Raw genomic sequence first — 25,750 nt, 5'->3', positions numbered from 1 at the left:
AAAAAACCGTGTGTTGGTTGTGGATTTGCAATGGTGGGGGGGGGCTGGCCCGCCTTTGTGTTGGGGGGGGCCCCCCCCCCCCCCCACGCCAGTCGCATGTACGAACAGCGTGCAGGTCAGTCGTCAGTCGCCTTGATCGACTTGGGCGACAGGCGCAGGCTGCGCAAGCTGCGTTTCACGCTCTTCAGGTGGTTGACCAGGCTCGGCCCGCGGGCCATGGCCACGCCCATGGCCAGCACGTCGATCACCACCAGGTGGGCGATGCGCGAGGTCAGCGGCGTGTAGATCTCGGTGTCCTCGTGCACATCGATGGCCAGGTTGACCGTCGACAGCTCGGCCAGCGGTGTCTGGCTCGGGCACAGGGTGATCAGGTTGGCACCGCTCTCGCGCACCAGGTTGGCGGTGATAAGCAGGTCCTTCGAGCGCCCCGACTGGGAAATGCACACCGCCACATCGCCCGGCTTGAGCGTGACAGCCGACATTGCCTGCATGTGCGGATCGGAATAGGCCGCCGCGCTGAGCAGCAGGCGGAAGAACTTGTGCTGCGCATCCGCCGCGACCGCGCCCGAGGCACCAAAACCATAGAACTCCACGCGCTGGGCCTGGGCCATGGCCGTCACCGCCTGCTGCAAGGCTTGCGGGTCGAGGTGCTCGCGCACTTCCATCAAGGTATGCAGGGTGGTGTCGAAGATCTTCAGGCTGTAGTCGGCGACCGAGTCGTCTTCATGGATGGCGAACTGACCGAAGCTGGCGCCGGCAGCCAGGCTTTGCGCCAGCTTGAGCTTGAGATCCTGGAAGCCCGAGCAACCGATCGCCCGGCAGAAGCGCACGATGGTCGGTTCGCTGATCCCCACGCTGTGCGCCAGGTCGGCCATCGAGCTGTGCATGACGGCAGCCGGATCGAGCAGCACATGGTCGGCCACTTTGAGTTCCGATTTGCGCAGCAGGTGCCGCGATTGGTCGATATGTTGCAACAGATTCACGGGCTGGACTCGGTTATGATCGGCGTGCCGGGATGTAGCTTTCTTGTAGTTATACTACATGCTTGCCAACCCGCCCAGCTAATCGAACGTGGAGAGTGGTGGTTTGACGATTCCTTGCGACATCCTGGTCTTCGGCGGCACGGGCGACCTGGCCCTGCACAAACTGCTCCCGGCGCTCTACCACCTGTATCGCGAAGCCCGCCTGCACACGGCCGTGCGGATTATCGCCCTGGCCCGACGCAACCTGCCGCGCACCGACTACGTCAAGCTCGCCGAGCGCCATTGCCGGGCGCAGGTCGCCCGCCAGGACTTCGACGAAGACGTCTGGCAGCGCTTTTCGGCGCGGCTCGACTACTTCCCCATGGACGCGGCGCAGAGCGCCGACTTCGGCCGCCTGGCCCGCTACCTGGGTGAGCCCGGCGGCCTGACGCGGATCTTCTACCTGGCCACCGCGCCCAAGCTGTTCGTGCCGATTGCCACTCACCTGCGCATCGCCGGCCTGGCCGACAGCGAAGCGCGCATCGTGCTGGAAAAGCCCATCGGCCACTCGCTGGAGTCGGCCACCGCGATCAACGAAGCGATCGGCGCGGTGTTCGACGAATCCCAGGTCTTTCGCATCGACCACTACCTGGGCAAGGAAACCGTGCAGAACCTCATGGCCCTGCGCTTTGCCAACGCCTTGCTCGAGCCGGTATGGCGCAACGGCCAGGTCGACCATGTGCAGATCAGCGTCTGTGAAACCCTCGGTGTGGAAAACCGTGGCGCCTACTACGACCGTGCCGGCGCCACCCGCGACATGCTGCAGAACCACCTGCTGCAACTGCTCTGCCTGGTGGCCATGGAGCCCCCCTCGGAGTTCGAGGCCGAGGCGGTACGCGACGAGAAGGTGAAGATCCTCCGCGCCCTCAAGCCCATCACCGGCCAGGACGTACAGGACAAGACCGTGCGCGGTCAGTACGGCGCCGGCAAGATCGGCGGCCAGGAAGTGCCGGCCTACTATTTCGAGAAGGACGTGGACAACGACAGCGACACCGAAACCTTCGTCGCGGTCCAGGCGCACATCGACAACTGGCGCTGGGCCGGCGTGCCGTTCTACCTGCGTACCGGCAAGCGCATGGCGCGGCGCTCCTCGCAGATCGTCATCCAGTTCAAACCCGTGCCGCATGAGCTGTTCAGCGGCGGCCAGGTCAACCAGCTGCTGATCCAGCTACAACCGGACGAGCACATCAGCCTGCGCATGATGACCAAGAGCCCAGGCAAGGGCATGCGCCTGGCGCCGGTCGAGCTGGACCTCAACCTGGCCCAGGCCTTCGCCCAGACCCGCCGCTGGGAGGCCTACGAACGGCTGTTGCTGGATGTACTCGAAGGCGATTCGACGCTGTTCATGCGCCGCGACGAGGTCGAAGCCGCCTGGGCCTGGATCGACCCGATCCTGCAGGGCTGGGAGGAGCATTTCCAGGCGCCGCGCCCTTACCCCGCCGGCAGCAATGGCCCGGAACAGGCCAACAGCCTGCTGGCGCGCCTGGGCCAGGCCTGGCACGCCTAGCCCAGGTCGGCGGTCGAACGCCCCAGCAGCGCCTTGAACGACGCGGCATCGACCGGCCGGCTGATCAGGTAGCCCTGCACCTCGTCACAGCCGTGCTCGCGCAGGAACTGCAGCTGCTCACGGGTTTCCACCCCTTCGGCCACCACCTTCAATTGCAGGCTCTGGGCCATGGCAATGATCGCCCGGGTGATGGCCGCGTCCTGCGTGCCTTCGAGCAGGCCGCGGATAAACGCCTGGTCGATCTTCACGTAGTCGACCGGGAAACGCTTGAGGTAGCTCAGTGACGAATAACCGGTACCAAAATCGTCGATGGCCAGCTTCACCCCCAGCGCATGTAGCTGCTCGAAGGTGGCGATGATGTGCTCGACACTGTCCAGCAACTGGCTTTCGGTCAGTTCCAGCTCCAGTAGGTGCGGCGCCAGGCCGGATTCCTGCAGTACCTGACGCACCAGGCTGACCAGCTTGCCCTGGCGCAACTGGTACACCGACAGGTTGACCGAAACACGCACTTCCAGGCCCTGGCGCAGCCACTCGCAGGCTTGCCAGCAGGCCTGGCGCAGCACGAACTCGCCCATGGGCGCGATCAACCCGGTTTCCTCCGCCAGACCGATGAACTCGCTGGGTGGCACCATGCCCCATTGCGGGTGCTGCCAGCGTACCAGGGCCTCCGCGGCGTGCAGCTGGCCGGTGCGCAGGCACAGCTTGGGCTGGTAGTAGACCAGCAGTTGGCCTTCGTCGATGGCCTTGCGCAACTGGTTCTCCAGTTGCAGGCGCTCCAAGGTGCTGGCACGCAGGCTCTCGGTATAGAACTGGAAGCTGTCGCCGCCCAGATGCTTGGCATGCTGCTTGGCCATGTCGGCTTGGCTGACCAGGGCATTGAGATCCAGGCTGGCGTCGGACAGCAAGCTGATGCCCACCGAGGCGCTGATCACCACCTCGTGCCCGCCCACACGCTGGGGCACGCGCAGTTTGTCCAGCAGCCGGGTGGTGACACGCACCAGGCTGGATAAGTTGGTATAGCCGTCGAACAGCACCGCGAACTCGTCGCCAGACAGGCGCGCCACGGTGTCGGCCTCGGGCACCGCGTTGGCCAGGCGCTGGGCCATCTTCTTGAGCAACTGGTCGGCCAGTTCATGGCCCAGGCTCTCGTTGAGCAGCTTGAAGCGGTCCAGGTCGACGTGCAGCAGCGCCAGGCTGCGGCCATTCAGGCGCATGCGCTGCGCCGCCTCGTGCAGGCGCAGGCGGAACAACGCACGGTTGGCCAGGCCGGTGAGGTCGTCGTAGTGCGCCAGATAGCGCAGGCGCTCCTCCGATTCACGGCGCGCCGACAGGTCGGTGAAGAAGCCGACGATATTGACGATGCGCCCCCGCACATCGCTCACGCTGTTGAGCTGCAACCATTGGGGGTAGAGTTCGCCGCTCTTGCGCGCCTCGACCAACTCGCCCTGCCAACGGCCCTGCTGGTCCAGCGCCTGATCAATGGCCTGGCTGTGGCGCCGGGCGTCACGGCTGCAGGGCAGCTCCAGGGCGTTGCGGCCTATCAGCTCGGCGCGGCCGTAGCCGGTGACATCGCAGAAGGCCTGGTTGACCGCCAGCAGCTGGAAGTCGGCATCGAGAATGGCGATGCCCTCGCTGGCTGCCTCGAACACCGTCGCGGCCAGACGTTGCTGCTCCTCCTGCTCCTTCTGTACGGTGATATCACGACGGGTGCCCAGCATGCGCAGGACCTTGCCCTGGGCATCGGATTCCACCGCCCGCCCACGGTCCTCGATCCAGCACCAGTGGCCCTGGGCATGGCGCACCCGGTACTCGACCCGGTAGTCCTCGGTGCGCCCCTTGAGGTGTTCGACCAGCGTGCGCCGCAGCAGCGGCAGGTCATCGGGGTGCAGCCGCGGCTTGAGGTCGGCGCGCACCGAACGGACCTGCTCGGCGTCGAGGCCGAACAGGGCATGCAGTTGCGTGTGATGGACCTCGTCAGTCTCCAGGTTCCAATCCCACAGCCCCAGCTCGCTGGCCTGCAGGGCCAGGGCCAGGCGCTGCTCGCTCTTGCTCAGGGCCTGGTTGGCCAGGTCCAGTTCATGGCTGCGCTCGGCCACGCGCTGTTCAAGGCCGGCATGGGCCTGGCGCAGGTCGTCCTCGGCCTGGCGGCGCTGGGCGATTTCGGCGCTGAGCTTGCGGTTCAGCCCCTCGCTGTGGCGCTGGGCGCACTGCAGATGTTCGATCAGGGCCTGATTCTGGAAGCGACGCAGCAAGCCACGCTCAATCAGGCGATTGACCTGCCAGGCCACCACCATCAGCGCCACCAGCAGGATCAGCCCCAGCCACCCCCAGCCACGCTGGTGCCCGGCGTCATAGACGAAGAGAAACGCGATGGGCGGCAGCAGGCACGGCACCGCGAAGCTGAGGAACGCCGGCAGGCTGACCGCGTAGGCGACACTGGCCGACAACGCCGCCGCCCCGAGCAAGCCGAACACCCAGGCCTGCTGCACGAAGTTGTCCGCCGGCGCCAGGGCTATCACCGCACTGGCCAAGGTCAGGCCGCTGAACGCAGAACCGAGCAGGAACATCCGCCGCCAGACTGGTTTGGCCTGACGAACCGGTGTCGCCGATTCGAAGGCCGCCACCTGGATCACCCTCAGCACCACCAGTGCCAGCAGCCAGGCCATCCACACGCCAACCAGCAGATAGCGCCCAGGGCCCCACAGCAGCCAGGCGCTGAGCAGGCCGTTGAGCAGCATGAACAACGTGGGCAGCAGAGAGCCCTGGTAAAGCAGGCGAGTACGCTCGATCGACAGTTGGGTGGCGAATTGCCTGCGAACGCTCCGTGTCGTCTCCGGCGATGCTCCCATCGCCATGCAATCCTGGGTCATATGGCTGGATTCTTTTGAGTTCTTGTTATGGCTGACCACAAATGTGCAGGGAGAATACACAAGCGTCGCGTCAGACCAAACTGCTCTACGTCATGATTTGGAAAATGTCTTGTCCGTCCAGGTCTGACCGCTCAACCACGGGGCGCTGCCAGCAGCGCCGATGAACGGTAGATGGCCTGTGCGGTGATTTGCAGCGCGGGCGTTTGCCCCTGCCTGCGCGCGGCCATAGAATGCCCGCATGCATAATGACGACCTCTCCCTCCTGCTGAACTCCCTCAACGACGCCCAGCGCCAGGCCGTGGCGGCCTCCGTCGGGCGCCAACTGGTGCTGGCCGGCGCCGGCTCGGGCAAGACCCGCGTGCTGGTGCACCGTATCGCCTGGCTGATCCAGGTCGAACAGGCTTCGCCGCACTCGATCCTGTCGGTGACGTTCACCAACAAGGCCGCGGCGGAAATGCGCCAGCGTATCGAGCAACTGCTGGGCATCAATCCGGCCGGCATGTGGGTCGGCACGTTCCACGGCCTGGCCCACCGGCTGTTGCGGGCGCACTGGCAGGAGGCAGGGCTGGCGCAGAACTTCCAGATCCTCGACAGCGACGACCAGCAGCGCCTGGTCAAGCGGGTGATCCGCGAAATGGGCCTGGACGAGCAGAAATGGCCCGCGCGCCAGGTGCAGTGGTTCATCAACGGCCAGAAGGACGAGGGCCTGCGCCCGCGGCATATCCAGGCCAGCGGCGACCTGTTCCTGGCCACCATGCGCGACATCTATGTTGCCTATGAACAGGCTTGCGACCGCGCCGGGGTCATCGATTTCTCCGAACTGCTGCTGCGCGCCCTCGACCTGTGGCGCGACCAACCGGACCTGCTCAAGCATTACCAGCGCCGCTTCCGCCACCTGCTGGTGGACGAGTTCCAGGACACCAACGCCGTGCAGTACGCCTGGCTGCGCCTGCTGGCCTCCGGTGGCGACAGCCTGATGGCGGTGGGTGACGACGATCAGTCGATCTACGGCTGGCGTGGCGCCAAGATCGAGAACATCCACCAATACACCGCCGACTTCCCCGACGCCGAGTTGATCCGCCTGGAGCAGAACTACCGTTCCACCGGCGGCATCCTCAAGGCGGCCAACGCCCTGATCGCCAACAATAGCGGACGCCTGGGCAAGGAACTGTGGACCGACATGGGCGAGGGCGAACCCCTAACGCTCTACGCTGCGTACAACGAGCACGACGAAGCGCGCTACGTGGTAGAGACCATCGAAAGTCTCATCAAGCAGGGCAACGCTCGCGACGAGATCGCCATCCTCTACCGTTCCAACGCCCAGTCGCGGGTGCTGGAAGAGGCCCTGCTGCGCGAACGCATTCCCTACCGCATCTATGGCGGCCAGCGCTTCTTCGAACGCGCCGAGATCAAGAACGCCATGGCCTACCTGCGTCTGCTCGAGGGCCGCGGCAACGACGCGGCGCTGGAGCGGGTGATCAACGTGCCGCCACGCGGCATCGGCGAGAAGACCGTCGAGGCCATCCGCGAACACGCCCGCCACAGCCAGCTGTCGATGTGGGACGCCATGTGCCAGCTGCTGGCTGCCAAGGCCCTCAAGGGCCGCGCCGCCAGTGCGCTGGGTGCCTTCATCGAGCTGCTCGAGAACCTCGCCGCCAAGGTGCTGGACATGCCACTGCACCTGATGACCCAGACCGTCATCGAACAGTCCGGCCTGATCATCTACCACCAGGAAGAAAAGGGCGAGAAAGGCCAGGCCCGGGTGGAAAACCTTGAGGAACTGGTCAGCGCGGCGCGCAACTTCGAGACCAGCGACGACGACGCCGACCTGTCGCCACTGTCGGCGTTCCTCGGTCATGCCTCGCTGGAGGCCGGGGACACCCAGGCCGACGAGCACGAGGACAGCATCCAGCTGATGACCCTGCACAGCGCCAAAGGCCTGGAGTTCCCCTACGTGTTCCTGGTGGGCATGGAGGAAGGCCTGTTCCCGCACAAGATGAGCCTCGAAGAACCCGGCCGCCTCGAAGAAGAACGGCGCCTGGCCTATGTGGGCATCACCCGGGCCATGCGCCAGCTGTTCATGACCTACGCCGAAACCCGTCGCCTGTACGGCAGCGAAACCTACAACAAGGTGTCGCGTTTCGTCCGGGAGATTCCGGCCGGGCTGGTGCAGGAAGTGCGCCTGTCGAATACCGTCAGCCGCCCGTTCGGCGGCGCCAAGACGCCCGCGAGCAGCCTGTTCGCCAACGCCAGCATCCCGCAGACCGCCTTCAGCCTTGGCCAGCGGGTGCAGCATGCGGTGTTCGGCGAAGGCGTGATCCTCAACTTCGAGGGCTCCGGTGCCCAGGCGCGGGTGCAGGTGAACTTCTCCGAAGGCAGCAAATGGCTGATGCTTGGATACGCCAAGCTGGAAGCCATCTGAGCCCAATCGCGGGGCGTGCCCCGCGATGACCTTTCAGACAACGCCCGTCCGCATTCCCGACTATCAGGCAAAAGCTCGAAACATGTTGTCGCTGGCTATGTCTGCCGGTTCATGTGCACCATGACGCGCGTGCAATCCACACAAACGGGAATCCCCAACTTATGCAACGTTTTCTTAGCATCGCTCTGGCGCTCTGCGTCGGCCTGACGCTGAGCCTCGACGCCAACGCCAAGCGCTTCGGTGGCGGCAAGAGCTCGGGCTCCGCGCCTATCCACCAGACCCGCCAGGCAACCCCGACCACCCCTGCCGCCGCCCCAACCGCGCCAGGCCGCGCACCCGCTGCCGCCAGCGGCGCCTCGCGCTGGCTCGGTCCACTGGCCGGCCTCGCCGCCGGTGGCCTGCTGGCCTCCATGTTCATGGGCGACGGCTTCGATGGCATGCAGATCCTCGACTTCCTGATCATGGGCCTGATCGCCTTCCTGGTCTTCCGCTTCATCGCCGCGCGACGCCGCCAGCAGCAGCCGCAACACGCTGCCGCCGGCCATGCCCCGTACCAGCGTGAAGCCCAGCCGCAGGCCGCCCCGCAGTCGATCTTCGGCGGTGCCGCCGCACCGGTTGCCGCGCCTGCAATCAACGCCCCGGCCTGGTTCAACGAAGCCAGCTTCCTGGCCGCCGCCCGTTCGCACTTCCAGTCGCTGCAGCAGCACTGGGACGCCAACGAGATGGACAAGATCGCCGAGTTCGTCACCCCGCAGATGCTCGAGTTCCTCAAGCGTGAGCGCGCGGAACAAGGTGAAGGCTTCCAGTCCACCTACATCGACGACCTCGATGTGCAACTGGACGGCGTAGACGACCGCGCCGACCAGACCGACGCCACCCTTACCTTCCGTGGCGTGTCGAAGACTTCGCGCTTCGACCAGGGCGAAGCGTTCAGCGAAAGCTGGCACATGGTTCGCGCCCAGGGCGAAAACCAGCCTTGGCTGCTGGCCGGTATCCGCCAAAACGGTTAACCGTCGCACGTTGCAGAAAAAACCCCGGGCCTGTCCCGGGGTTTTTGCTTTTGCCAGAGCGGCCTACTAGGGTATAACGCGCAGCGTTGTCATAAGGTCAGAGGATGTGAACCGTGGAAGAAGTGATCGAACAACTCCGTGAAGCCAACGAGCCGGTACCGGTGCCGCTGGAACTGCCGGACGAGGATCAGCTGGTCGAAATCGAGGAAGAGCTGTTCATCAATATCCCCTTCGTGTTCAAGGAATACCTGCTGACCGTCAGTGACGTGGTGTACGGCAGCCTCGAGCCGGTGACCGTGACCGACCCGCAATCCCACACCTACCTGCCGGAGGTGGCGGCCAATGCCTGGGACGCCGGCGTGCCCCGCGACCTCATCCCGATCTGCCAGGACGGAGACGATTTCTACTGCGTTGAAGAGGACGGCACCGTGGTGCTGTGGTCCGGTGAAGAGGAAATCGTCACCGAGGAAAGCTGGGAATCGGTCTGGCACTGGGCGCGGGATGTCTGGCTGGAAAGCTGAATGAGAAATACCCGCACAAAGTGATGGCTTATAGCTACTAATCACTCGTAGAATCGCCAGGCTCTCTGCGCCTGGCGACACTGCTACCGCTCCATCCCCTCGGACGACGGTGAAATCTTGCGCAGAAAGCGTTAACCGCTCCCTCAGTGCGAATGATCGCGGCTGTTCTCCAACGTCTCCAGCAACGCCACCTGCATTCGCGTATGCACACGGATCAGCCAGCGCCACAGCAGCGCCACCACCACCGCCGCCACTACCGCGATGATCAGCAGCAGTTCGCTGGTCGGCAGAATGCTCGCCGACAAGGCTGACAGCAGCAGGAAGATCACCAGCAGTGACAACAACGGTATCACCTCGGCAATTACCCGCCGTACACGCTGGGTATGCCGCCCCGCCATCTCGGGTTTGACCCCCATCTCCGCCAGCAGCATCGACAGCGCCTTGAGCTTGCGATAGGCGGCGATCAGGAACGGCAGCGACAGCAGCAACGCCGCGCCCCAGATCAGTGCCTTCTGCTGACCGGCATCCGAGACCCATTCGCTCAACCAGGCGCCGATACGCCCGGCAAAGTAGCCGCCACTGAAGAAGATCGCGATCACCAGCGCCAGGTTAACCCCCACCTGCAACAAGATGCGCCGGATCATCGCCGCCAGCATGGCCCCCTCGCCTTGGGGCTGGATACTGCGCAACCACTCGCCGTACAGTGAAAGCACCCGTGCCAGACGGCTTGGTACTACCTTGCCCAGCTTGATCGACAACGGGTCGGCAGCGCGAATCAGGTAGGGTGTGAGCAAGGTGGTGATGGCCGAGACGGCCACCGCGACCGGGTAGAGGAAGTCGCTGGTGACCTGCAGGGTCATGCCCAGGGCGGCGATGATGAAGGAGAATTCACCGATCTGCGAAAGCCCCATCCCCACACGCAGCGAAGTGCGCCCATCATTGCCGGCAATGAAGGCCCCCATGCCGCAGGAGAGCATCTTGCCCAGCACCACCGCCAGGGTGATGACCACGATCGGCCAGGCGTATTCGAGCAGGATCGACGGGTCGATCATCAAGCCGATGGCCACGAAGAAGATGGCACTGAACAAGTCGCGCACCGGCTCGATCAGGCGCTCGATCTTCAGCAGCTCACGGGACTCGGCCATGATCGCGCCGATCAGGAAGGCACCCAGCACCATGCTGTACTCAAGCTTGACCACCAGCAGGCAGAAGCCGAAACACAGGCCCAGCACGGTAATCAGCAGCATCTCGTTGCTTTCGAACTTCGCCACGTAGGCCAACAACCGCGGCACCAGCAGGATGCCGATGACCAGCGCGACGATCATGAACAGCGACAACTTGCCCACGGTCGAGAACACCTCGCCAGAGCTCACCGTGCCACTGACGGCTATGCCCGACAGCAGCGCGATGATACCGATGCCGAGAATGTCCTCGACGATCAGCACGCCGAAGATCAGTTGGGCAAAGCGCTCGTTCTTCATTTTCAGGTCGTTGAGCGCCTTGACGATGATGGTGGTCGAGGAAATCGCCAGGATCGCCCCGAGGAACAGCGAATCCATGGTGTTCCAGCCAAACCAGCGACCTATCTCGAAACCGATCCAGATCATCAGGACGATTTCCAGGAAGGCGGCGATGAACGCCGTGGCGCCGACCTTGAACAGCTTGCGCAGGCTGAACTCCAGGCCCAGGCAGAACATCAGGAAGATCACCCCCAGTTCGGCCAGGGTCTTGATCGTGTCTTCGTCGTGGATCAGCCCGAACGGCGGCGTGTGTGGACCGATGATGAAGCCGGCGACGATGTAGCCCAGCACCACAGGCTGCTTGAAGCGATGAAAGAGAATGGTGACCACCCCGGCAACCAGCATGATCACCGCCAGATCCTGGATGAAGCTGATGGCATGCATGGCGTGTTACTCCTTGTTTTCGATGCTGGGGCTAACCGCTCCTCTACCGGTAAGACCCTGGGCGCGGAGCGGGCACATACTGTTGTGATTGACGCAAAAGCCCACGTTGCATGGGCGTCGTCAGGTTAACATCGCGCCTTGCCGCAAATTGCCAATGCAATATGCAGAAACAGATCGGCAGATTCGACACCGCCGATGGCAATATTGGCGTGACGATGGAGCGTCAGCCGACGTCCCGTACCAGGATGGGAAACCTCAAAGAGGGGAAACAGAAGTGTCTGCAGATACCCGCCCCGATACCGTGCAAATTCACCGTGAGCTCTCTATGGAACCTGGAAACGCCCAGCTGACCATGACCGTCCTGATGACACCGGACATGGCCAATTTCTCTGGCAACGTACACGGCGGCACCCTGCTCAAGTACCTCGACGAAGTCGCCTATGCCTGCGCCAGCCGCTATGCCGGCACCTATGTGGTGACCCTGTCGGTGGACCAGGTGATCTTCCGCGAGCCGGTGCACGTCGGCGAGCTGGTGACCTTCCTGGCCTCGGTCAACTACACCGGCAACACCTCGATGGAGGTGGGCATCAAGGTTGTCACCGAGAATATCCGCGAGCGCTCGGTGCGCCACTCCAACAGTTGCTTCTTCACCATGGTCGCGGTGGACGACGACCGTCGTCCGGTGAAGGTGCCACCGCGCCAGCCGCAGAGCAGCGAGGAGAAGCGCCGCTTCCTGCAAGGCCAGCAGCGCCGCCAGATCCGCCAGGAGCTGGAGCAGCGCTACCAGAACCTCAAGACCGACGCGATCTAGTACATCAAGCGCTGCGCCTCGAAGCGCACCCGTGGATGGGCGATGCGATCCTGGGCCCGCACCAGTTGCAGTTCGTAGCTGGCGCAGGCCTGGGTTTCCAGCAGCACCTCATGCACGGCGGCGGCGGTGAACTCGAAGGCGTGCAGCCAGTTGTCGCCAAGCAGCACCCGGGCCAGGAACAAACCTGACGTCAGGTCGCCCACCCCTACCGGCTGACGCGGGAACGCCAGCAACGGCCGACGCAGGTGCCAGCTGGCTTCACGGGTCACCAGGAGCATCTCGAAGGCATCGTCCGCGCGCTGTGGATAATTCAGGTGCTTGACCAGCACAACCTGCGGCCCACGCTCCAGCAACCCGCGCGCCATGCCCACGCAATCCTCCAGCGACTGCGCGCGACGGCCACAGAAACTGTCCAGCTCGAGCTGGTTGGGGCACAGGATATCGGCCTTGGCCACGGCCTGCTCGAGCAGGAACTCACTGACCTCGGCCGGCACGATGCAACCTTTCTCGGCATGGCCCATGACCGGATCGCACAGGTACAAGGCCCTGGGATTGACCGCCTTGATCCGCTCGACGCCAGCCAGGATCGCCCGCCCCTGCTCGGCACTGCCCAGGTAACCCGACAGCACCGCATCGCAGTGGCCCAATTCGCCGATATTGGAAATGCCTTCCACCAACGCAGGAATTTGCGCTGGCGCAAGCACTTCCCCCGCCCACTGGCCATACTGAGTGTGGTTGGAGAACTGCACCGTGTTGAGTGGCCAGACGTTGACCCCGACCCGCTGCATGGGAAACACCGCAGCGCTGTTGCCGGCGTGTCCAAAGACCACGTGGGACTGAATGGCGAGCAGGTGCGGTGTACGTTTCATGCAGGACGATTCCGAAACTGTGTGAAGAAATGTGCGGCCCGCAGTATGAACCCGATTGCCATCTGTACGACAGGCCAGAGACGCAGTTAAGCTGGATCGACCTGTCTGGAGCTTACGCAAATGCTGACCCTGGAAAACCTTTTCGTCCTGATGCTGGTGGCGACCGCAGGCGCCTGGCTGTGGCACAACCACGGGCTGCGCGAGAAGGCCCTGGCGCGGGTCAAGCAGCATTGCGCCAAGCTCGACCTGGAACTGCTCGACGACGCCGTGGCACTCAAGCGCATCGCCTTCGTGCGCGACGCCAATGGCCGAAAGCGCCTGGCGCGCATCTACAACTTCGAGTTCACCGTTACCGGCGAACAACGCCACCCCGGCACCGTCACCCAGTTCGGTGCCCACACCATGCAGATCGAACTCGCCCCCTACCCGTTCGAGATAAATACCCCACCACGTACCGACAACGTCATCGAAATGCAGCAGTGGCGCCAGGAACATAACCGCTGGCGCAATTGATCACTCCGCCAGGTAACACTTGCCGATGGCCGCCTGGAGCATCTGCAAGGGTTGTGGCTGATCGAATATCAGCTCGATGCGCGAGTCCCTGCGCCATTCGCTGGGGCGCCATTCCAGCGCCCCACGTTCCAGGCCATTGAACGACTGCCACCCCGCCGCGCTGTGGATAACCCCCTTCGCCCGGCGCCATGGCCATTGCTCAAGAACGCCACATAGCGCCATTTCATCCACGACCTGCCCCGGATGCCAGCGCCAACCTACGCTCCAGCCCTCCTCCGCCAACCGGGACTGACAGATCGGTTGCCGCGGATCCACCCACAAGGAGGGCCGTGGGACGGGGCTGTTATCCACAGACAGGCTGGAAAGGTCGAGTGAACCCGCTGGCGCCGCGGACGATACAGGCAAACCGGCGAGCGCTAGCGCGCCATGATCCGTCCACAACGCCGGGACTTCAGGCAATGATGCAGTTATCAACAGGCGGGTGGCAGCATCCACGGCACTCGCCTTGTTGAACAGCAGCAACCCCGCCTTCGCCAATGCCATGCTCTGTGCCTCGGGCAAGTCAGCGCCCCGGGAAAGGGCGGCGGCATCCAGCACCATCAACAGTGGCTGGACCGACAGTACACCGGTCCAAGGCGCCCGCCCCAGTTGCTCCAGCAATTCGAGTGGGTGACCGAGGCCGGACGGTTCGATGAACAGGCGATCCGGGCGCGCCTTGCGCAGCAGGCGGCCGAGTCCCACCTGGAACGGTGCGCCATTGACGCAGCACAGGCAGCCTCCCGCCACCTCTCCGATGGCGATGCCCGCCTCATCACGGCTGAGCAAGGCGGCATCCAGGCCGATCTGGCCAAATTCGTTGACCAGCACGGCCCAACGCTCACCAATCGGTCGTTGGTCCAGCAAGTGACGGATCAGGCTGGTCTTGCCGGCACCTAGCGGGCCGGCGATCACATGGGTGGGGATGTTCTGCAACATGGCTCGGTATCGCAAGGGCTTGATGGCAGTCTATACCGGGGCGTCCGGCAATTCATGCCAACCAGTCCAGGCTCAACAGCAAGCGACGCTCACCGGCGGGGGTCTGCGGGGACCGGTGGACCAAGCCCGCACCCTCGTTGCCCAGCCACTTCTCGCCCTTGAGCAGGGCTACCTCTCCCGCCACCAATCGCCGGACGTTATCCACAGGCGGCGGCGCCAGCTGCAACCGGGCACGGTCGATGGCACCCTCTGGCAGCCATTCGCTACCTGCGCCAGCGTAGGTACTGAGCAGGCGCAATGGCACATGGTCCACATGCATGCGCGGGCACATCGCCCCCTCAAGCACCCGCAGCCGCACCCCCAGGCGTCGAGCGCCCAGCAGGCAGGTATAGGCCGCCACCAGCCAGGCCACATCGGCGACGAAACCATCGTAGCCATGCAGATCGACGGTTTCTCTGAGCAGCCCGGGCAACGCTGGCGGCTGGCGTTCATCCACCTCGATCACGCGCTCATCGGCCAATGGCTGGCCCAGGCTCAGCACCAGGTTGGCGAAGTCTTCGACCTGGGCCGGCAGGCGGCGCTGCCAGACCGCGAGGTTGACCCCATCCTGGAGAATCTCCGTCATCACCTGGGGTGACTCACCGAAGACCTGGCGGATATCCACAGTCATGCCGCGGCGTCCTCATGCCACGCCCCAAACGGGTCGGGCAGGCGCAGCCAGCCCATCGGCCCCAACTCCATTTCCTGGTCATCGAGCAGGCAGGCTTCCAGCTCTGTGGATAACCGAACAAAGTCGATGTTCTGCCCGATGAACACCAGTTCCTGCCGGCAGTCGCCCGCTTGCGCGGACCACTGCTTGAGGATCGCCGCAGTGTTCTCTTCATCCTGTGGCCATTGCTCGCGCGGCACGAAACGCCACCAACGACCAGCCAGGCCATGGCGCATCATGCCCCCGGCCTGCGACCAGCTACCGGCCTCCTGGAACTTGCTGGCCAGCCAGAAGTACCCTTTGGAGCGCAGCAAGCGGCCGTTGCTCCAGGGCTTGTGGATAAAGTCGAAGAAACGCTGCGGATGGAATGGCCGGCGCGCCTGCCAGGTGGTCGCGGCAATACCATACTCCTCGGTTTCCGGCACATGTTCGCCACGCAGCTCCTGCAGCCAGCCCGGCGCCTGCGCGGCCTGGTCGAAATCGAACAGGCCGGTATCGAGGATGCGCGCCAGCGGCACCTGGCCCATCACCATTGGCACGATCTGCGCCCGTGCATTGAGGCTGCGCAGGATGGCGCTCAGCTCTTCGCGCTCATGCTGGCTGATCAGGTCGATCTTGCTCAGCAGCAATACGTCAGCGAATTCGACCTGCTCGATCAGCAAGTCACTGATCGAGCGTTCGTCACCCTCGCCCAAGGTCTCGCCCCGACTGGCCAAGCTGTCGGCTGCCTGATAATCGCGAAGGAAGTTCAGCCCATCGACAACAGTGACCATGGTGTCGAGGCGCGCCATGTCGGAGAGACTGCGGCCCTGCTCATCGCGAAAGGTGAACGTCTCGGCGACCGGCAGCGGCTCGGAAATACCCGTGGACTCGATCAGCAGGTAATCGAAGCGACCCTCGCCCGCCAACCGGGCCACCTCCTCCAGCAGGTCTTCACGCAGTGTGCAGCAGATGCAGCCGTTGCTCATCTCAACCAGCTTTTCCTCAGCGCGGTTGAGGCTGACATTGCGTTGCACCTCACTGGCATCGATGTTGATTTCACTCATGTCGTTGACGATCACGGCCACGCGCAAGTTGTCACGGTTACGCAGGACATGGTTGAGCAACGTGCTCTTGCCGGCACCCAGGAAGCCGGACAGCACGGTGACAGGAAGACGGTTGGGCATGACGAACCTCATCGGGCAGGCGCATTCGAAACGATGCATTGCATAATGTTATATTATAACAATACAATTTCGCCAAGCCGTATCGCCGAACGGTTGTCTGGAGAGCGTCATGAAACTACCTGGCGTCATCGCCCTGCTGCTGCTCGTCCATCCAGAGCAGCTCTTTGCCATGCCCACTACCGACCTTGCACGGTGCACCCGCAGCGCAACCCTGCTGGCCTGCCAGGACAGCAAGGGCAACTACTACAGCGTGCGAACCGAAGGCAGCACCTTTTACCTGCGTGGGTATGAAGTTGCGAGCAAGCGGCTGTGGGCACAGACCAACAGCCGCCATGGCGCATTGACGTTTTTCACCGGCCTGGCCAGCGACGGCGAGGCTTGGGTGGGTTACAGCCGGCGTATTGGGTGGACCACGCAGAATCGTGTTTCCAGCTCCAGCGGCCAACGCTTCAACCTGCATTGCAGCCTCATCGGCGGTTGCCGGTGACTATCAACCGTTCAGGATTTCTTCCATGACCAGCCTCTCCCTTCCCGATGTCGCCGCCCAGAGCAACCAACAGGCACTGCCGCTGGACTGGGTGGGCATGAGTGGTATCGCCGTTGCGCTGCAACTCGACGGGCGCACCGTCACCGCATTCGCCGATGCCGGAGTGAGCCTCGACGATGGTGCCTCACGCGGCATCCACATGTCCCGGCTGTACCTGGCATTGGAGGCGCTGGAGCAACAACCCCTGTCACCCCCGCTTCTACGCCAGATACTGCGGACATTTCTGCTTAGCCACACCGGCCTGTCCAACAATGCTTATCTGCGCCTGACCTTTGATCATCTGCTCAAACGGTCGGCACTGATCAGCCCGTTGGCTGGCTGGAAGCGCTACCCGGTGACCGTGGATGCCAAGCTGGAATATGAAATGTTCCACGTGGAACTATCAGTGAATGTGCCTTACTCGTCGACGTGCCCATGCTCGGCAGCACTTGCAAGGCAGCTGATCCAGGAGCAGTTCGACAGGGACTTTGCCCATCGGCCATTGGATAGGCGCGGCATTCGCCAATGGCTGGGCAGCAGTGACGGGATCGTCGCGACGCCCCATAGCCAACGGAGCCTGGCCAGGCTTCAGGTACGCCTTGCAGGGGAAGCGCTGAACCTGACAGGGCTGATTGACGCGGCGGAAGCTGCGCTGGGCACTGCAGTGCAGACCGCCGTGAAGCGCGCAGACGAACAGGCATTTGCCCTGGCCAATGGTCAGAACCTGATGTTCTGCGAAGATGCTGCCCGGCGCCTGCACCTGGCATTGGCGCAGATAGAGGAGGTGGCGGGGTTCAGCGTGCGCGTGGAACACGCAGAGAGCCTGCATGCCCACGACGCGGTCGCGGTTACTCAACATCGGTGGTGAGCGCTACTTCAACTGCGTGGCTTCACTGTTCCACAGTCGTTACCCAGCCAGACCGCCCGGGTATCCATGCTGCCCTGTTGCTGAACGCCGGAGGCATTGAATGTGCCGTTGACCTTGGTAACAAACTCGCGGTCGCTGAGGAAGGTGGCTTGGCCGTTGCCTTGGGCTTTCGGGCAGCTGAACTGGAACTTCCAGACATTGCCATTGCGCTCGGTGATCTTCTGCGTACAGCCCGATTGCGGGTCCTGCAGCGGAATGTCGTTGGTCTTGACCTGCTCGGGTGTCAGGCACGAACGCACACCCTTGCCGCCCACGGTGATGCCCTGCTTGGCCAGGGCACCTTCCATCATCGCCCGTTGCTCGGGCGGCAGGTTCTTCAACTGGCCGAGCATGAACTCCATGTCTGGCAACGGCTTGCCATCGACCTGCATGTTGCTGGTGGTCAACTCCCACAAGCCGGGTTGCAACATCTGCGCGTGAACCAGCGGGCTGCCCAACCCCAGTACCAGGGCGAGCAGTGGCAGACGAATCTTCATGGATGAAAGCTCCTCGAAATACCGGCTATGGCCGGACTGAGCCTTTAGACGCCGAATTCGCCTGCGGGTTGCAGTGGCCCCCTCGAACGTGGTCTGTTAGCAGCAGTGCTCTCGGCAAGCAGGATGCGTATGGATTACCACAGCCCCTACTTTTTCGGTTACGTGCTCGGTCTGATTCACCTGCTCGGCCTGGCCGCCGCGCTCCATGCGGTGTTCACCGTACGCACCGCCCAAGGTGCGATTGCCTGGGCCATGTCGCTGCTGTTCATCCCCTACCTCACCCTCATCCCCTACCTGGTATTCGGCGCCCGCTCCTTCTATGCGTATATCCAGGCGCGGCGTCAGGCCAACCAGGAAATGCATGTGGCCATGGCCAACCTGAACTGGCGCCCATGGGTGGAGGAAGCACTGACCGCCCGGGAGTCGGGCGGCTATGCCGCCCTGCGCGCCATGCCCAGGCTCGGGCGCATGCCATGCCTGGCCAACAACGAAGTGAAACTGCTGATCGATGGCGCGGCCACGTTCGAGGCGATCTTTTCCGCCATCCGCATGGCGCGGGACACCGTGCTGGTGCAGTTCTTCATCATCCACGACGATGCCCTGGGCAAGGAGCTGCAGCAGCTATTGCTGCGCAAGGCCGCCGAAGGTGTACGGGTGTTCGTGCTCTACGACCGCGTCGGCAGTCACGCGCTGCCGGGCAGCTACAGCCAGGTGCTGCGTGACGGTGGTGTGCAGATCGAAGCGTTCGCCACACGGCGCGGCTGGTTCAACCGTTTCCAGGTCAACTTTCGCAACCACCGCAAGATCGTGGTGGTCGATGGCCTGCAAGGTTTTCTCGGCGGCCACAACGTGGGCGACGAATACCTCGGAGCGCACCCCAAACTTTCGCCCTGGCGCGATACCCACGTGCAGATCAGCGGCCCGGTGCTGGCCTGCCTGCAGGAGTCCTTCGCCGAGGACTGGTACTGGGCCACGCGCCAGCTCCCGCCGCTGATCCTGCCTGATGCCTACCCCGAGGATGGCGTGCTGTGCCAGGCACTGGCCAGCGGACCGGCCGACCCCCAGGAAACCTGCGCGCTGTTCTTCCTAGAGGCGATTCACTCGGCAAGCAGCCGGGTATGGATCACCAGCCCCTACTTCATTCCCGACGAAGCCATCTTCGCCGCCCTGCGCCTGGCGGTACTGAGGGGCGTCGATGTGCGCATCCTGATTCCCTCACGCCCCGACCACCGCATCGTCTACGCCGCCTCCAGCCTGTTCGCCTTCGAAGCGGTGCGCGCCGGGGTGCGCATGTTCCGCTATCAGCCAGGGTTCCTGCACCAGAAAGTCGTGCTGGTGGACGATGAGGTCAGTGCCATCGGCAGCGCCAACCTCGACAACCGGTCGTTCCGGCTGAATTTCGAGATCACCTTGCTCACAGTGGATCGTGCCTTTGCCGATCAGGTCGAGCTTATGCTGGTGAATGATTTCGAGCAGGCCAGGGAGATCACCGCTGAAGACAGCCGCGACACCCATCGTCTGCAGCAGTTGGGGATGCGCATCGCACGCCTGATTTCACCGATCCTGTAGCGCGCAGCGGCGTGCCGGACAAGCACGCCGCTGCACAGGTCAGCGATACAGGTCCTCACGGGTCCATGGCAGATCGTGGTGACCGTCGGCGTACGGCTTCACCGCGAGAATCTGATGGAGGTTGATCCAGCCCTTGGTGAAGGCATAGGCACAACCGGCCAGGTACAGGCGCCAGATTCGCAAGGTCTTCTCCGGCACCAGCGCGGCGGCGCGATGCAGCTGGTTCTCGAGGTTCTCGCTCCAGTGGTTGAGGGTCTTGGCGTAGTGCAGCCGCAAGCTCTCGATGTCGACCACCTCCAGACCCGCTTCGCAAATCCGTGCAGTGATCATCGAGATATGCGGCAGCTCGCCATGGGGGAACACATAACGGTCGATAAAGTCGCCCGCGCCGCGGCCGACGGGGCGGCCATCGACATGCTTGGCAGTGATGCCATGGTTCATCACCAGGCCACCTTCGCGCACCGCACCGAACAGCCGTTTGCAGTACAGCTCGAGATTGGCGTGGCCGACATGCTCGAACATGCCGACGCTGACCACCTTGTCGAAGCGGCCATCCTGGGGCAGGTCGCGGTAGTCGAGGATCTGCAGGTCGACCTTGTCAGCCAGGCCCTCCTCCTTCACCCGCTGGCGGCCCAGCTTCAGCTGCTCCTTGCTCAGGGTGATGCCGAACACCTTGGCGCCATACTCGCGAGCGGCGAATCGCGCCAACCCGCCCCAGCCACAACCGACATCCAGCAGGTAATCGCCAGCCTGCAGGCGCAGCTTGCGGCACAAGTGGTCGAACTTGTCCTGCTGAGCAGGGGCCAGGGCGTTGTCCGGCTCCTTGAAATAGGCACAGGAATAGACCATGTCCGGATCGAGCCACAATTGGTAGAACTCGTTGGACAGGTCGTAGTGATAGGAAATCGCTTCGGCATCGGTGGCCTTGTCATGAGCAGTGCGTGTCGGCACGGCCTCATCTTCATCCTGAAGCAAGGCATCGCTGAGTTCGTCGCAAACCCGGATGACTTCGCCTATATCGCCTTCCAGCTCCAGCTTGCCCTCGACGAAGGCCGATCCCAGCTCATTGAGGTTGGGATGGGTGAGCTGGGTAATTAGCTGGGGTTCCTTGACCACGATGGTGACTTGCGGGCTCGGCCCCAGATCGAACTGGTTGCCGTCCCACAGCTTGACGCGCAAAGGTAAGTGCAAGCTCTGCAACGCAGGTGGAAGTTGCGCAAGCATTCATGACCCTCCCTTTCGTTGATACGGGACGCCACGCCTTAATGTGTCGGACGTCACCGCATCAGGGTAGTTCATTCGTACGAAGTTTCCGGTAATCACGACCATAGTCTAGAACTATTTGGCGCAGCCTATTCAGCAGATTGTATACAATCATGCCCGCTCAGATTAACCTTGTGCCCTCTTCGCTTCCTCACACTCTCGGAGTAACGAAACCCATGAAATCCTATGACGTGGTGATCATCGGCGGCGGCCCCGGCGGCTACAACGCAGCGATCCGCGCGGGCCAGCTGGGCCTGAGCGTGGCCTGTGTCGAGGGTCGCTCGACCTTGGGCGGCACCTGCCTGAACGTCGGTTGCATGCCTTCCAAGGCATTGCTGCACGCTTCCGAGTTGTATGAGGCAGCCAGTGGCGATGAGTTCGCCCATCTGGGGATCGAGGTCAAGCCGACCCTCAACCTGGGCCAGATGATGAAGCAGAAAGATGAAAGCGTGACGGGCCTGACCAAAGGCATCGAATACCTGTTCCGCAAGAACAAGGTTGACTGGATCAAGGGCTGGGGCCGCCTGGACGGGGTTGGCAAGGTGATCGTCAAGGCCGAGGACGGCAGCGAAACCACCCTGCAGGCCAAGGACATCGTCATCGCCACCGGCTCGGAACCCACGCCGCTGCCTGGCGTGACCATCGACAACCAGCGCATCATCGACTCCACCGGCGCCCTGTCGCTGCCCCAGGTGCCCAAGCACCTGATCGTCATCGGTGCTGGCGTGATCGGCCTGGAACTGGGGTCGGTATGGCGTCGCCTGGGTGCCGAAGTGACGGTGATCGAGTACCTGGACCGCATCTGCCCTGGCACCGACGAAGAAACCGCCAAGACCCTGCAGAAAGCCCTGGCCAAGCAAGGCATGGCCTTCAAGCTGGGCAGCAAGGTGACCCAGGCCACGGCCGCGGCCAACGGCGTCACACTGACCCTGGAACCCGCTGCCGGTGGTACCGCCGAAACCCTGCAGGCCGACTACGTGCTGGTAGCTATCGGCCGCCGTCCTTATACCCAAGGCTTGAACCTGGAAAGCGCCGGGCTGGAAACCGACAAGCGCGGCATGCTCGCCAACGACCATCACCGCAGCGCGGTGCCTGGCATCTGGGTGATCGGCGACGTCACCTCCGGACCGATGCTGGCACACAAGGCCGAGGACGAAGCGGTGTCGTGCATCGAGCGCATCGCTGGCAAGGCCCATGAGGTCAACTACAACCTCATCCCGGGCGTCATCTACACCCGCCCGGAACTGGCCAGCGTCGGCAAGACCGAAGAGCAGCTCAAAGCCGAAGGGCGTGCCTACAAGGTCGGCAAGTTCCCCTTCACCGCCAACAGCCGCGCCAAGATCAACCATGAGACCGAGGGCTTCGCCAAAGTCATCGCCGATGCCGAGACCGATGAGGTGCTGGGCGTGCACCTGGTCGGCCCAAGCGTGAGCGAGATGATCGGCGAGTTCTGCGTGGCTATGGAGTTCTCGGCCTCGGCCGAGGACATCGCCCTCACCTGCCACCCGCACCCGACCCGCTCCGAGGCCCTGCGCCAGGCGGCGATGAATGTGGAAGGGATGGCGATGCAGATCTGACTTCTGGGGGCCGCTTTGCGGCCCCTGCACCCGTCAACCGTGCGCCAACTGTTTATCCACACCTGCGCGGAACCGCGAAGCCAGGAACGGTGTGATGTCCAACGGCAGCGGCTCATTGTGGACAACCTTGTCCAGCAACACGCCAGTAATCGCCGACGTCAGAATCCCGGTACGGAAATGTCCACAGGCGTTGAAATACCCTTGGACATTATCCACAGGCCCGAGAATCGGCAGCTCGTCCGGTGACCCAGGCCGCAAGCCAGCCCAGGTGCGCTTGAGGTTCACCTGCGCCAGCTGTGGCACACAGCGGATCGCTCCCTGCACCAACCCGTTGATCTCCGGGAAGGTATTGGTGACATCGAAGCCCTTCTCCTCGGTGGTACTGCCGATCAGGATCTCGCCGTTGTCCTTCTGCGCCATGTAGCAATCGCTGGTGGTGATGCAGCCATCGAGCAGCTTGGGTAGACGCTCGGTCAGTACGATCTGGCCTTTCACCGGTTTGACCGGAATACTCTCCCCAGTCGCCCACTCGCTCAATTCCGCCGCCCAGGCGCCAGCGGCATTGATCAATGTGCCGCAATGGAACTCGCCAGCCTCGGCGGTGCGCACGCCCTTGATCCGGGTGCCTTCATGCAGCACGCCGGTGATGTTCACGTTCGGGTACAGGTCGACGCCGTTCTGCCGCGCCGCCTCCATGAACGCATCACCCAGGCGGAACGGGCTGACCTGGTGATCGCAGAGAAACTCCAGCGCGCCATTGGCCTTGAGCGTTACCGCCGGCTCCGAAGCGCGCAGCGCGTCGCGGTCGAGCCAGCGAACCTGGTCGGCCAGGTGCGGGATCTGCTTGACGATATGTTCGGCGTACAGCTGGTCTTCTTCATCCTGGATGATGTACTTGAGCCCGGTGCGCTCGAACTTGAAGTCCATGCCGTGGCGTCCGATCAGCTCCTGGTGCAGCTGTGGATAAATAGCGTTGGACTGCAAGGCGAAGTCGAAGAAGCATTCCGGCAGGATGTGCGGCGTGCTCGAATCGACCACCACCGCCGCGCCGTTGGCCTCGCGCTTGCTGCGCGAGGACATCATGCGAAAGAAGATCACCCCGCAACCCAGCCCCACTGATTCGCCGATGGCCCACAGGCCGCCGGCCGAAGCGCGGGTAGCGTTGCCCGGGCGCTTGCAGTCGATCAAGGCGATCTTCAGGTTCTTGCGCTTGGACAGCTGGTAGGCGCAGGACGCGCCGATCACCCCGCCACCAGCGATGATGATGTCGTAGTGCTTGTTCATGCTCAGGCCTCCGTGCCGAGTTGTTCGAATGCGGAAAACGGGATCGGGTCCACCGGGAAGCGCGGGCGCAACCAACCCACGTCCTTGCGTCCGGTGGCGCTGCGCAGGCGGTCGCTGCAGTAACCGACGCACATGCGCCCCTGGCAGTCGCCCATGCTCACTCGTGTGCGCATCTTCAGGCTGGCCATGTCTTGCACGCCCTGCTCCAGGGCCAGATCGATCTGCTCGCGAGTCACGTGTTCGCAACGGCAGATCACCGTATCGGCCTGGGGCAGTTCGACTTGCGCTGCGCCGCGGGCGGTGTAGCGCTCCACCCCGGAACGGAAGCGCTTGATCGCCGCCAGCTTGCCCAGGTAGCGCTCACGGCACTCGATCGCCTGCTCGGCGTCGAGCTTGCCCATCTGCTGGAGCATCGAAACCGCGGCGATGCGCCCGGTCAACATGGCCGCCTCGCCGCCGCGGATCCCGGCCATGTCGCCCGCCAGGTGAATGTTCGGCTGGCTGCTTTGCTGCCACACGTTGCATTCGGCGCGCAGGTAGCCGTCCTCGCTGAAGCCATGGGCCAGGCCCAGTTGCTGGCTGAGCTGGGTACGTGGGATGAAGCCATAGCCCACAGCCAGGGTGCGCACCTGCTCGCGCTGGACACGGCTCATGTCCGGTTGCCAGTCCTGGGTATAGGGTGCGACCTCGACTTCCTGCAGCTCGCCCTCCCCCGTGGCGCCCACCACGCCCCAGCCGTAATGCATGGGGATGCCGTTGAGCTTCATGTAGGCGAGCATGCTCAAGCCGTCGAGGAACAGCTGCGGCTTGTTCATCAACGCCAGGCTTTCCTTGGCGATGCGGTTGAACGAGCAGGCCTCGTACACGCCCGCCACCTTGGCACCGGCAGCGTGCAGCTGGCACGCGACCAGCGGCAGCAAGGGCCCGGTACCGGCAATCAGGGTGCTGCCCAGCGGCTTGACCACACCGCTCTTGATCTGCAATTGCAAGCCACCGAGCAGGATCACGCCCGGCAAGGTCCAGCCGGGGAACGGCACGTTGCGCTCATGGCAACCGGCGGCCAGCAGCAGGTGGGAATAGTCGATCTCGTGCAGGCGCTCATCGCTATCGAGCACCATCAGCCGCTGGTCGTCACCGCCCACCACGCGATGGTTCAGGCGCAGGTCGATGCGCTCGGCGCAGGCGGCAAAATCTTCGTGCAGGCGGGTCAGGGCCTTGGTGTAGCGCGGGCCCAGGTAGCCCAGGTCGACGCCAGCGCGCAACGGGCCACGATAGACCACGCCACCGGGGCGCGAGGCCTCATCGAACAGCAGGCAATCCACGCCATGTTCGGCCAGCTCGATGGCCGCACCCATGCCGGCCGAGCCGCCACCGACGATCACAGGACGAAGGCTCATGGGCGAACCTCCTCTTGCACTCGGTTGACTTCAGTCTCGATGCTCATCCCCGGCTTGACCACAGTCTGACAAGCCCGACGCTTGGGTCGGCCGTCGATCTGCACCAGACAGCAGTGGCAGACCCCCATGCCGCAATAGGCACCGCTGAGCTGGCCATGATCGTTGCGCGCAACCTGGCGCAGCCCGACGGCATTCAAGACGCTCAGTACGGTTTCACCGGGTGCGGCAACCACCGGGGCACCGTTTAGATGAATCGTCAGGTCGGCGCCCGACAGTGGCTGAATATCGAGTTTCCTTTCCAGCATCAGCGTTTACCTCGTCGTCCTTGTTTAGGCAGGATCGTGAAGGTAAGGCAGATTCCGTCCGGAAAAGATGACCTATGCCATGACAACCACACAGCCAGGCACACACTCGATGAAAGGCGAATCAAG

General features: G+C 63.5%; 22 protein-coding genes. 10 read left to right on the top strand and 12 right to left on the bottom strand.

The genetic code is table 11. The annotated features are described in order from the left end of the window. Positions 1-116: 116 nt before the first annotated feature. Positions 117-983 (bottom strand): transcriptional regulator HexR, encoded by an 867-nt coding sequence (gene hexR, locus ACVWY1_RS03350; RefSeq protein WP_023630201.1) that lies wholly within the window; start codon positions 981-983, stop codon positions 117-119. A 103-nt stretch (positions 984-1,086) separates the two neighbouring features. Between hexR and zwf the strand changes: the two genes are divergently transcribed. Continuing rightward, a complete protein-coding gene (gene zwf / locus ACVWY1_RS03345) occupies positions 1,087-2,529 on the top strand; it encodes a glucose-6-phosphate dehydrogenase (protein WP_102683416.1) in 1,443 nt (480 codons plus the stop codon). Here zwf and ACVWY1_RS03340 read toward each other — a convergent pair. Beyond that, a complete protein-coding gene (locus tag ACVWY1_RS03340; RefSeq protein ID WP_457377778.1) occupies positions 2,526-5,378 on the bottom strand; it encodes an EAL domain-containing protein in 2,853 nt (950 codons plus the stop codon). The genes zwf and ACVWY1_RS03340 overlap by 4 nt on opposite strands. A 259-nt stretch (positions 5,379-5,637) precedes the next feature. On the opposite strand from ACVWY1_RS03340, the gene uvrD reads away from it, so the two are divergent. The 3 genes from uvrD (at position 5,638) to ACVWY1_RS03325 (ending at position 9,352) form a co-directional block, all read left to right on the top strand. Further along, complete coding sequence (gene uvrD / locus ACVWY1_RS03335) at positions 5,638-7,821, top strand: DNA helicase II (protein WP_102683415.1); 2,184 nt, start codon at positions 5,638-5,640, stop codon at positions 7,819-7,821. Positions 7,822-7,982: 161 nt separating this feature from the next. Next, complete coding sequence (locus ACVWY1_RS03330) at positions 7,983-8,831, top strand: Tim44 domain-containing protein (protein ID WP_102683414.1); 849 nt, start codon at positions 7,983-7,985, stop codon at positions 8,829-8,831. Between the two features lie 113 nt (positions 8,832-8,944). After that, the gene (locus ACVWY1_RS03325; RefSeq protein ID WP_023629684.1) at positions 8,945-9,352 is read left to right on the top strand and encodes an SMI1/KNR4 family protein; all 408 of its coding nucleotides are present in this window, start codon (positions 8,945-8,947) and stop codon (positions 9,350-9,352) included. A gap of 143 nt (positions 9,353-9,495) precedes the next feature. On the opposite strand, the gene ACVWY1_RS03320 is transcribed toward ACVWY1_RS03325, so the two are convergent. Beyond that, positions 9,496-11,256, bottom strand: coding sequence for a cation:proton antiporter (locus tag ACVWY1_RS03320; RefSeq protein WP_102683413.1), 1,761 nt, complete (start codon positions 11,254-11,256; stop codon positions 9,496-9,498). Between the two features lie 325 nt (positions 11,257-11,581). Here ACVWY1_RS03320 and ACVWY1_RS03315 point away from each other — a divergent pair, with 325 nt between their 5' ends. Beyond that, positions 11,582-12,067, top strand: a complete 486-nt coding sequence (locus tag ACVWY1_RS03315) for an acyl-CoA thioesterase (protein WP_102683412.1) — start codon at positions 11,582-11,584, stop codon at positions 12,065-12,067. On the opposite strand, the gene pdxY is transcribed toward ACVWY1_RS03315, so the two are convergent. Further along, positions 12,064-12,936, bottom strand: a complete 873-nt coding sequence (pdxY, locus tag ACVWY1_RS03310; protein WP_102683411.1) for a pyridoxal kinase PdxY — start codon at positions 12,934-12,936, stop codon at positions 12,064-12,066. The genes ACVWY1_RS03315 and pdxY overlap by 4 nt on opposite strands. A gap of 120 nt (positions 12,937-13,056) precedes the next feature. Between pdxY and ACVWY1_RS03305 the strand changes: the two genes are divergently transcribed. Next, the gene (locus ACVWY1_RS03305) at positions 13,057-13,449 is read left to right on the top strand and encodes a DUF3301 domain-containing protein (protein WP_102683410.1); all 393 of its coding nucleotides are present in this window, start codon (positions 13,057-13,059) and stop codon (positions 13,447-13,449) included. Here ACVWY1_RS03305 and ACVWY1_RS03300 read toward each other — a convergent pair whose 3' ends face one another. The 3 genes from ACVWY1_RS03300 to zigA are packed head-to-tail and all read right to left on the bottom strand — an operon-like array spanning position 13,450 to position 16,299. Next, the gene (locus tag ACVWY1_RS03300) at positions 13,450-14,424 is read right to left on the bottom strand and encodes a CobW family GTP-binding protein (protein ID WP_457377777.1); all 975 of its coding nucleotides are present in this window, start codon (positions 14,422-14,424) and stop codon (positions 13,450-13,452) included. A gap of 52 nt (positions 14,425-14,476) precedes the next feature. Then, on the bottom strand, positions 14,477-15,094 hold the full coding sequence (locus ACVWY1_RS03295) for a DUF1826 domain-containing protein (RefSeq protein WP_111531909.1): 618 nt from the start codon (positions 15,092-15,094) through the stop codon (positions 14,477-14,479). Further along, positions 15,091-16,299 carry a zinc metallochaperone GTPase ZigA gene (gene zigA / locus ACVWY1_RS03290; protein ID WP_457377776.1) on the bottom strand — a complete coding sequence of 403 codons (1,209 nt, stop codon included), beginning with the start codon at positions 16,297-16,299 and terminating at the stop codon, positions 15,091-15,093. Before zigA ends, ACVWY1_RS03295 begins: the two co-directional genes overlap by 4 nt. Positions 16,300-16,408: 109 nt before the next feature. Here zigA and ACVWY1_RS03285 point away from each other — a divergent pair, with 109 nt between their 5' ends. Both ACVWY1_RS03285 and folE2 read left to right on the top strand, forming a co-directional pair. Beyond that, positions 16,409-16,786 carry a glutamine synthetase gene (locus ACVWY1_RS03285; protein WP_110696835.1) on the top strand — a complete coding sequence of 126 codons (378 nt, stop codon included), beginning with the start codon at positions 16,409-16,411 and terminating at the stop codon, positions 16,784-16,786. A 25-nt stretch (positions 16,787-16,811) separates the two neighbouring features. Beyond that, positions 16,812-17,693, top strand: coding sequence for a GTP cyclohydrolase FolE2 (gene folE2 / locus ACVWY1_RS03280; RefSeq protein WP_457377775.1), 882 nt, complete (start codon positions 16,812-16,814; stop codon positions 17,691-17,693). Positions 17,694-17,701: 8 nt separating this feature from the next. Here folE2 and ACVWY1_RS03275 read toward each other — a convergent pair whose 3' ends face one another. After that, positions 17,702-18,229: a DUF3617 domain-containing protein gene (locus ACVWY1_RS03275; protein ID WP_102683405.1), complete on the bottom strand. Its 528-nt coding sequence runs from the start codon at positions 18,227-18,229 to the stop codon at positions 17,702-17,704. Between the two features lie 129 nt (positions 18,230-18,358). Here ACVWY1_RS03275 and cls point away from each other — a divergent pair, with 129 nt between their 5' ends. Then, entirely contained in the window at positions 18,359-19,798 is a 1,440-nt protein-coding gene (cls, locus tag ACVWY1_RS03270) for a cardiolipin synthase (RefSeq protein WP_457377774.1), read from the top strand. Positions 19,799-19,837: 39 nt separating this feature from the next. Here the strand turns inward: cls and cfaB are convergent, their stop codons facing one another. Continuing rightward, positions 19,838-21,022, bottom strand: a complete 1,185-nt coding sequence (gene cfaB / locus ACVWY1_RS03265; RefSeq protein ID WP_457377773.1) for a C17 cyclopropane fatty acid synthase CfaB — start codon at positions 21,020-21,022, stop codon at positions 19,838-19,840. 215 nt (positions 21,023-21,237) lie between these two features. On the opposite strand from cfaB, the gene lpdA reads away from it, so the two are divergent. Further along, complete coding sequence (gene lpdA / locus ACVWY1_RS03260) at positions 21,238-22,638, top strand: dihydrolipoyl dehydrogenase (RefSeq protein WP_277502411.1); 1,401 nt, start codon at positions 21,238-21,240, stop codon at positions 22,636-22,638. Positions 22,639-22,671: 33 nt separating this feature from the next. Here lpdA and hcnC read toward each other — a convergent pair whose 3' ends face one another. The 3 genes from hcnC to hcnA are packed head-to-tail and all read right to left on the bottom strand — an operon-like array spanning position 22,672 to position 25,624. Further along, the gene (gene hcnC / locus ACVWY1_RS03255; RefSeq protein ID WP_139674761.1) at positions 22,672-23,922 is read right to left on the bottom strand and encodes a cyanide-forming glycine dehydrogenase subunit HcnC; all 1,251 of its coding nucleotides are present in this window, start codon (positions 23,920-23,922) and stop codon (positions 22,672-22,674) included. 2 nt (positions 23,923-23,924) lie between these two features. Next, positions 23,925-25,319: a cyanide-forming glycine dehydrogenase subunit HcnB gene (hcnB, locus tag ACVWY1_RS03250; RefSeq protein ID WP_277502409.1), complete on the bottom strand. Its 1,395-nt coding sequence runs from the start codon at positions 25,317-25,319 to the stop codon at positions 23,925-23,927. Continuing rightward, positions 25,316-25,624, bottom strand: a complete 309-nt coding sequence (gene hcnA / locus ACVWY1_RS03245) for a cyanide-forming glycine dehydrogenase subunit HcnA (protein ID WP_277502408.1) — start codon at positions 25,622-25,624, stop codon at positions 25,316-25,318. The genes hcnB and hcnA overlap by 4 nt, the downstream gene beginning before the upstream one ends. Between the last annotated feature and the right edge of the window lie 126 nt (positions 25,625-25,750).

This window comes from Pseudomonas sp. TE6288, assembly GCF_054062095.1.
This window is presented reverse-complemented; position numbering and strand designations above follow the sequence as displayed.